8 protein-coding genes and 2 tRNA genes are annotated in these 7,060 nt (G+C 72.2%); 6 read left to right on the forward strand and 4 right to left on the reverse strand.

Translation table 11 applies throughout. The features are described 5' to 3' along the window. Positions 1-615 (reverse strand): MBL fold metallo-hydrolase (locus tag ACTIR_RS24130; protein WP_034240835.1); only part of this gene is annotated, 615 nt, incomplete at its 3' end. Positions 616-737: 122 nt separating this feature from the next. On the opposite strand from ACTIR_RS24130, the gene ACTIR_RS0117875 reads away from it, so the two are divergent. Continuing rightward, entirely contained in the window at positions 738-1,211 is a 474-nt protein-coding gene (locus ACTIR_RS0117875) for a ribose-5-phosphate isomerase (RefSeq protein ID WP_199285648.1), read from the forward strand. Further along, positions 1,211-2,023, forward strand: a complete 813-nt coding sequence (locus ACTIR_RS0117880; protein WP_026455306.1) for an Fpg/Nei family DNA glycosylase — start codon at positions 1,211-1,213, stop codon at positions 2,021-2,023. Before ACTIR_RS0117875 ends, ACTIR_RS0117880 begins: the two co-directional genes overlap by 1 nt. A gap of 39 nt (positions 2,024-2,062) precedes the next feature. Here the strand turns inward: ACTIR_RS0117880 and ACTIR_RS0117885 are convergent, their stop codons facing one another. Together ACTIR_RS0117885 and ACTIR_RS0117890 are read right to left on the reverse strand one after the other, a co-directional pair. Beyond that, positions 2,063-2,854: a hypothetical protein gene (locus ACTIR_RS0117885; protein WP_026455307.1), complete on the reverse strand. Its 792-nt coding sequence runs from the start codon at positions 2,852-2,854 to the stop codon at positions 2,063-2,065. Positions 2,855-2,926: 72 nt separating this feature from the next. Continuing rightward, a complete protein-coding gene (locus ACTIR_RS0117890; RefSeq protein WP_026455308.1) occupies positions 2,927-3,478 on the reverse strand; it encodes a C40 family peptidase in 552 nt (183 codons plus the stop codon). A 386-nt stretch (positions 3,479-3,864) separates the two neighbouring features. Between ACTIR_RS0117890 and ACTIR_RS0117895 the strand changes: the two genes are divergently transcribed. Both ACTIR_RS0117895 and ACTIR_RS0117900 read left to right on the forward strand, forming a co-directional pair. Next, on the forward strand, positions 3,865-4,791 hold the full coding sequence (locus ACTIR_RS0117895; RefSeq protein WP_026455309.1) for a TIGR03619 family F420-dependent LLM class oxidoreductase: 927 nt from the start codon (positions 3,865-3,867) through the stop codon (positions 4,789-4,791). After that, positions 4,788-5,231: a nuclear transport factor 2 family protein gene (locus ACTIR_RS0117900; protein WP_026455310.1), complete on the forward strand. Its 444-nt coding sequence runs from the start codon at positions 4,788-4,790 to the stop codon at positions 5,229-5,231. Before ACTIR_RS0117895 ends, ACTIR_RS0117900 begins: the two co-directional genes overlap by 4 nt. A gap of 55 nt (positions 5,232-5,286) precedes the next feature. Here the strand turns inward: ACTIR_RS0117900 and ACTIR_RS0117905 are convergent. Continuing rightward, positions 5,287-5,360: transfer RNA gene (locus ACTIR_RS0117905), tRNA-Gly, on the reverse strand. A gap of 85 nt (positions 5,361-5,445) precedes the next feature. Here ACTIR_RS0117905 and ACTIR_RS0117910 point away from each other — a divergent pair. Together ACTIR_RS0117910 and ACTIR_RS0117915 are read left to right on the forward strand one after the other, a co-directional pair. Then, positions 5,446-5,519, forward strand: a tRNA-Pro gene (locus tag ACTIR_RS0117910). Between the two features lie 203 nt (positions 5,520-5,722). Continuing rightward, positions 5,723-6,961: a cation:proton antiporter domain-containing protein gene (locus ACTIR_RS0117915; protein ID WP_034240790.1), complete on the forward strand. Its 1,239-nt coding sequence runs from the start codon at positions 5,723-5,725 to the stop codon at positions 6,959-6,961. Positions 6,962-7,060: the final 99 nt, after the last annotated feature.

Raw genomic sequence — 7,060 nt, forward strand, 5'->3', positions numbered from 1 at the left:
CTCGTCCCGCGCGGCCGCGACGAAGTCCGGGCCGACCGGGTCGCCGTGGCCGGGCACCACGACGCGCGGCGCGAGCGCGCGCAGCGCGTCCAACGCCGTCGGCCACTGCGCCAGGTGGGTGACGTCCTCGAACGACTCGGCGCTGAACGACCCGCCGGGCACGTGCTCGACGAGATCCCCGGCGAAGACGACGCCCGCGTCGGGGACCTGCGCCAGCACGTCGTTGTCCGTGTGCGCCGGACCCGGGTGGTGCAGTCGCACCCACCGTCCGCCGAGGTCGACCGCGGCGTGCCCGGTCAGCGTGTGGTCGGGCACCGCCACGTCCCCGCCGGGTGCGCGCAGGTGCGCCGCACACCGTTCGTGCGCCCACACCGGGCAGGGCAGGAACGCGGGCAGGCCGAGACAGTGGTCGAAGTGGTGGTGGGTGAGCAGCACCGTCCACGGCAGCGGGGTCACCGCCCGCACGGCGGAGGCCAGTTCCGCGCCCTGCGCGCGGTCCGCGCGGGTGTCCACGACCAGGCATCCCGTGTCGCCGAGCACGAGCCCGACCGTGAGGTCCCACTCCCGGTAACGGCCGACGAACACCCCGTCGCCGACCTCGGACCAGCCGTCCACCCCGCCTCCCGCCGTGTCCGACCGTGTGCGCCGTGCCGCGGGTGCGGCACCCGGTTTCCCGTCGAGTGTGACACGGCGGGTGCCTGCGGCCGGGGCGGACCGCGATGGCACACTCGGAGGCTGTGCGTGTCTACCTGGGATCTGACCATGCCGGTTACGAACTGAAGAACCATCTCGTCACCCACCTGCGGGAGCAGGGGCACGAGGTGACCGACGTCGGGCCACACGTCTACGACGCCGCCGACGACTACCCGGCGTTCTGCGTCGAGACGGCCCGCCGGGTGGTGGCCGACGAGGGCAGCCTCGGCGTCGTGGTCGGCGGGTCCGGCAACGGCGAGCAGATCGCGGCGAACAAGGTCCCCGGGGCCCGGGCGGGCCTGGCCTGGAGCGAGGAGATCGCGACCCTGACGCGGGAGCACAACCACGCCCAGCTGATCGGGATCGGCGCGCGGATGCACTCCGCCGGGGAGGCGGCGCGGATCGTGGACGCGTTCCTGGCCACACCGCCGTCGGACGACGAGCGGCACACCCGCAGGGTGGGCCAGATCAGCGAGTTCGAGCGCACCGGCGTTCCCCCCGCGCTGCCGGGGGCCTGATGCCCGAGGGGCACACCCTCCACCGCCTCGCGCTGCTGCACCGCCGCCGCTATGTCGGCGCACCGGTGGCGGTGTCCAGCCCACAGGGCCGCTTCGCCGCCGAAGCGGCCGCGCTCGACGGGCACACGATGACCGCGACCGAGGCGCACGGTAAGCACCTGTTCCACCACTACGGTCCACACGGGACCGTCCACGTCCACCTCGGACTGTACGGCGGGTTCACGGAGTTCCCGCTTCCTGCGGACGAGCCGGTGGGAAAGGTCCGGATGCGCCTGCTCGGCGGGACACACGGGACGGACCTGCGCGGGCCGAACCGGTGCGAACTGCTCACCACCGCGGAGGCGGACGCGATCAAGGACCGGCTGGGACCCGACCCGCTGCGGGACGACGCCGAGCCGGACCGGGGATTCGCCCGGGTGGACCGGTCGCGGACGTCGGTGGCGGCGCTGTTGATGGATCAGACGGTCGTCGCGGGGGTGGGCAACGTCTACCGCGCGGAGGTGCTGTTCCGGCAGGGGATCGCGCCCCAGCTGCCCGGGCGTTCACTCGGGCGGTCCCGGTGGGACGCGGTGTGGGCGGATCTGCGGCGGCTCATGCGCGAGGGTGTGCGGGTCGGGCGGATCGACACCGTCGAGTACGCACACCGGCCGGAGGTGACCGGCCGCGCCCCGCGCAACGACCGGCACGGTGGCGAGGTCTACGTCTACCGGCGCACGGGACAACCGTGCCTGGTGTGCGGCACGCCCGTGGCGCACACGGAACTGGCAGGCCGGAACCTGTACTGGTGCCCGACCTGCCAGCCCGGTGACTAGGCCACGCCCGGATCCGGTGCGCGGACCCCGGCGGCGGTGTCAGAACCCGAGGTCGAATCCGCCGCCCATGTCGCCCATGTCACCGCCACCCATGTCACCGCCCATGTCGCCGCCGCCCATGTCGTCACCGCCACCGGCGTCGCCGCCGTCCCCGGCGTCGCCGGACTCCATCGCGTCCTCCTGGCCGGCGTCGTAGCCGGACTCCCAGGCCTCCGCGCTCGGCACGCCCGCCATGCCGGAGAACATGGCACTGAACAGGAACATGGAGCCCAGGCCCCAGGCGCCGCCGACCAGGGCGGGCTTCCACCAGGGCTCGCTGTACCAGCCCTGCGGCACCGGGCGGCCCGCGACGCGGCCACCGGGGTAGTAGTGCGGGGTGTTCGAGGTCGGATCCGGCGAGGCCTCGTAGTGTGTGCCCTCGACGTCCACGGCACGGTGCTCGGTGACCTTGCCCGCACGCTCGCGCTCCCGGTCCTCGGGCAGCTCGGGACCGGGGTCCATGCCCATGGCGGTCCGGGCCGCGCGGACGTAGTAGAGCCCCTCGAGTGCCGTCTCCCGGACCAGCCGGGCCTGCTCGGCGGTCTCGGCCTGCTCCATCTGGGAGCCCGCGGCCGTGTAGCGCTCACTCGCGTCGGCCAGCGCCTGTTGGGAGGCCGCGTCGGTGCCGGTGAGGTTGAGCACCTGCCCGCCGAGCCGCTCCACCCACCGCCGCGCCTCGGCCTTGGCGTCCTCGACCTTCTGTGCCTTCGCCTGTGCCTGGGACCGGACGAGGTACAGCGTGCCGCCCACGATGATCAGCAGGAGCACGATCACCACGACAGCGGTTTCCATGGGAACTCCCGGGTTGTGTGGGTTCGTCGAACCGGACAACGCGGACGGTATCCGAAAAGTTCCCGGCCGGCCTCACCACGCCCGGCCCACGGTGTAGGCGTCGGTCCAGATGCTCTGCCTGCGGACGACGTCCCCCGGCTCCGGCGCCGCCCACATCACGTTCGACCCCGCGAAGATGCCGACGTGGTACACGCGCCCACCGTTGTGGAAGAACAGCAGGTCACCCGGACGCATGGCCGAACGGGACACGGTGGGGACGGCCGCACGCTGCTGGGCGGCCGTCCGGGGGAGGTCGATGCCCGCCTGTCTGTGCACGTACTGGACGAGGCCGGAACAGTCGAACCGCGCGGGTCCCTCGGCGCCGAAGACGTAGGGTTTGCCCTCCTGCCGGCCCGCTATCTCGACGATGCGCTGCCCGGCGGGCACCGCGGGCTCCCCCTCGACCTTCTGCGGCTGCGGCTCCGGCTCGGCCGGGGGCGCCGTGTCGGCGGGTGCACCGCCGCCCCGCGGGGAATCCGGCGCCGATCCGCCCATCATGGCCGACCCCGTTCCGTCCAGGCCCACCAGCGTTCCCGCCGTGAGCATCAGAACCGCCACCGACCTGGTCAATGCTGTTGTGGCCACGAGCTTCCTCCTGGATGTCGAACGCTTTCACGGATCTCCTCTTCGGACACATATCGCCGTTTTCGACGACACAGAACGGTAAACACGGCGAAGCCGCGGAAAGCGAAACCGGCAATGGTGCGGAGTCGGCGCGGAACACGATTCCGCAACTCGAGGTTTAATCCGCGTCGTGCCGGTGAGCAGCGTGTGCGGTGCTTCCCCGTTGATTTCCGCGGTTCGTACTCAGTGACTCACATCACGTGTTCGTCGGTGATCCGCGTCACGCCCGATGGGGTGGGGCGGAGATCGAGGCGACGGCCGCGCCGAGGGGTGCACGCCCGGCTGCGGTGCGCTCCGCCCGGCGCAACCCTGGCCCGGACAGGTAGAACTTGTTACAGTTCGGCCGCATGAAGTTCACGCTGTCAGTGGCGTTGAGCCCGCTCGACCAGCTCGCCGAGCTGGCCCGGACGGCGGAGGAGTGCGGCTTCTCCGCCGTGGCACTGCCGGACTCGCTGTTCTACTCGGAGACGACGTCGGCGTCCTACCCGTACACGCCGGACGGCAGCCGGTTCTGGGACGAGAACAGCCCGTGGGTCGACCCGCTCATCGCGGCCGCGTCGATGGGCGCGGTCACCACCCGTCTGCGCTTCTACACCTCGGTGCTCAAACTCGGCTCGCGCAACCCGGTGCTGCTGGCCCGTCAGGTGGGGTCGGTCGCCAACCTGACCGGCGACCGGTTCGGCCTCGGTCTCGGGGTCGGGTGGTCGCCCGAGGAGTTCGAGTGGTGCGGCGCGCCCTACGCCGAGCGGGGAGCGCGCGTCGACGAGGCGATCGAGGTGCTGCGCCGCGTCCTCGGCGGCGGCATGGTGGAGTACCACGGCCGCTTCTTCGACTTCGGCAGGCTGAGTATGGCCCCGGCCCCGGCGCGGCGCGTCCCGTTCTACATCGGCGGGCACAGCGCCCCGGCGTTGCGGCGCGCGGCCCGGGTGGGGGACGGGTGGTCCTCGGCCATGATGACGCTCGACGAGCTGCGCACGACGATCGGGCGGCTGGGCAGGCTGCGCGCGGAGTACGGCCGCGCCGACGAGGAGTTCGAGATCCAGGCGGTGTGCGTCGACCAGTTCGGCCTCGACGGCTACCGCAGGCAGGCCGAGGTCGGTGTCACCGACGCGATCACCGTGCCGTGGATGCTGGAGGGGCTCGGTTTCGACGCGCCGCTCGGGAAGAAGAAGGACGCGCTCCGCCGGTTCGCCGACGAGATCATCGGTGAACTGGGCGAGCCGCCATCGGACGTGGACGCGCCGGGGGAACCGGCAGGAGGGACGACCCCGTGACCGTCACCGTGTGCTGGGACACCGCCATCGACCAGCCACCCGCCCGGACGGCGGCCTGGCGGTCGATGAACGCCGTCACGGCCAAGGACAAGGAGGCGTGGCTCGCACTGTTCCACCCGGACGGCGTCGTGGAGGATCCGGTCGGACCCTCGATGTTCGACGAGGCCGGCCGGGGGCACCGGGGACGGGCGGCGATCGCGGCGTTCTGGGAGGCCGCCATCGCCGGCACCGAGCGGATCGACTTCGTCCTCCGCGACTCCCACGCGGCCGGGGACGAGGTGGCCAACGTCGGCACCATCACCAGCTACCTGCCGGGCGGCTACCGGGTGGACACCGACGGGGTGTTCGTCTACCGGGTGGACGGCGACGGCCTGATCGTGTCGATGCGCGCGTTCTGGGAGGTCGACCGGGCGATGGCGACCACCCGCCCGGTGGAGTGAGCGCGTCAGGGAGAACCGTGCCCCCGGCCCGAGGGGGACCGGGGGCACCTCGTTGTGGAGCGGGCGACGGGAATCGAACCCGCGTAACCAGTTTGGAAGACTGGGGCTCTACCATTGAGCTACGCCCGCGTACGGCCGGACCACCCGGCCGCGACAACAGTGTAACGCGACCCGCTAGAGTGGTCGCACACCGCCCTCCGGGTCGGTGTGAGGACGGGGTGTAGCGCAGTTTGGTAGCGCATTCGCTTTGGGAGCGAAGGGTCGCAGGTTCAAATCCTGTCACCCCGACCGCAGGGCTCGGGCCTGTCGCCGCGCGGACGTGCGGGGGCGGGCCGTTCGGCCACGAGCGTCCACCTTCCCGGACGTCGGCATCCGGGCGCCGCTGAGCGGATCGCGGACGGCGGCACGGTTCTCCCGGTGGCAGGATGCGGGGGAGGGCCCGGTTCCCGGGGACCCTTCTCTCGGTCGAGGCGTCGGACGTGGGTGGTGGAGTGAGTCCCCTCAACCTGTCGCTGGCGGTGATGGGTGCCGCGGTGCTGCTGATCGGCCTGCTGTCCAACCCGATCAAGCGCGCGTTCCTGTCCGGACCACTGCTGGCCCTGCTGTTGGGGATCGTGCTCGGCCCCGTCTCCGGGCTGCTCGATCCGTCCGGATGGGCCGACCCGGTCACGCTGATCGAGGAGGTCGCGCGACTGACGGTGGCGGTGTCCCTCATGGGGATCGCCCTGCGGTTGCCGCGGCGGTACCTGCGTCCCCACTGGCGCGCGCTGGTGGTCGTGCTCGGACCCGTGATGCTGCTCATGTGGCTGGTCAGCGGGATGCTGGTGTTCGCGGTGCTCGGGGTGCCGATCTGGCTCGCCCTGCTGATCGGTGCCGTGCTCACCCCGACCGACCCGGTGATCGCGAGCACGATCGTGGAGGGCAGGCTCGCGCAACGGCTGCTGCCCGAACGGCTCCGGCACTTCCTGTCGGCCGAGTCCGGGGCCAACGACGCCCTGGCCTACCCGCTGGTGTTCCTCGCGCTGCTCATGTTGGAGGGACCCGCCGCCTCGGCGCTGTCCGAGTGGGTATGGCGGAGTGTGCTGTGGGAGACCGGGGGTGCCGTGCTGTTGGGGATCGCCCTGGGTTACGTCGCGGGGTGGTTGCTGGTCTGGGGCTACCGCCGGGAGACGGTCGCCGAGACCTCCCACCTCGTCTACAGCCTGGCGCTGACCGCGACCGCGCTCGGCGCCACCCACGTGGCCGAGGCCAACGGCCTGCTGGCGGTCTTCGTGTCCGGTCTGGTGTTCCGGCGGGTGATCCCCGAGGAGGAGGACCAGAGCGAGGAGCGGGTCCAGGAGGCGGTCAACGACTTCTTCCTGCTGCCGGTGTTCATCCTGCTGGGGGTGGTGGTGCCGTGGCGGGAGTGGCTGGACCTCGGCTGGCGTGCCGCGGTGCTCGTCGTCGCCGTGCTGCTGCTGCGCAGGCTGCCCGCCTTCCTGGCCCTGGCCCCGGCGATGGAGACGGTGCGCGGGCGGGCCGAGGCGCTGTTCCTCGGGTGGTTCGGTCCGATCGGTGTCGCCGCGCTCTACTACGCGGCGCTGTCCCGCAGCGAGACCGGCGACGAACTGGTCTTCACCGTCGCGACGCTGGTCATCTGCTCCTCCGTGGTCGCCCACGGGGTGACGGCCACCCCGGGCAGCCGCCTGTTGGGCCGGCGGGAGGCACGGGACCGCCAGGCGACCGGCTGAGCGGGGGCGGGACACCGACACCGCGGGCACACTCCGGACACGCGAACGGCCGGGCCGGAGGGAGTGACTCCTCCGGCCCGGCCGTGGTGGCCCGTCCGG

The sequence above is a fragment of the Saccharomonospora iraqiensis subsp. iraqiensis genome (genome assembly GCF_000430445.1).
In the GTDB taxonomy this organism is placed as follows: domain Bacteria; phylum Actinomycetota; class Actinomycetes; order Mycobacteriales; family Pseudonocardiaceae; genus Saccharomonospora; species Saccharomonospora iraqiensis.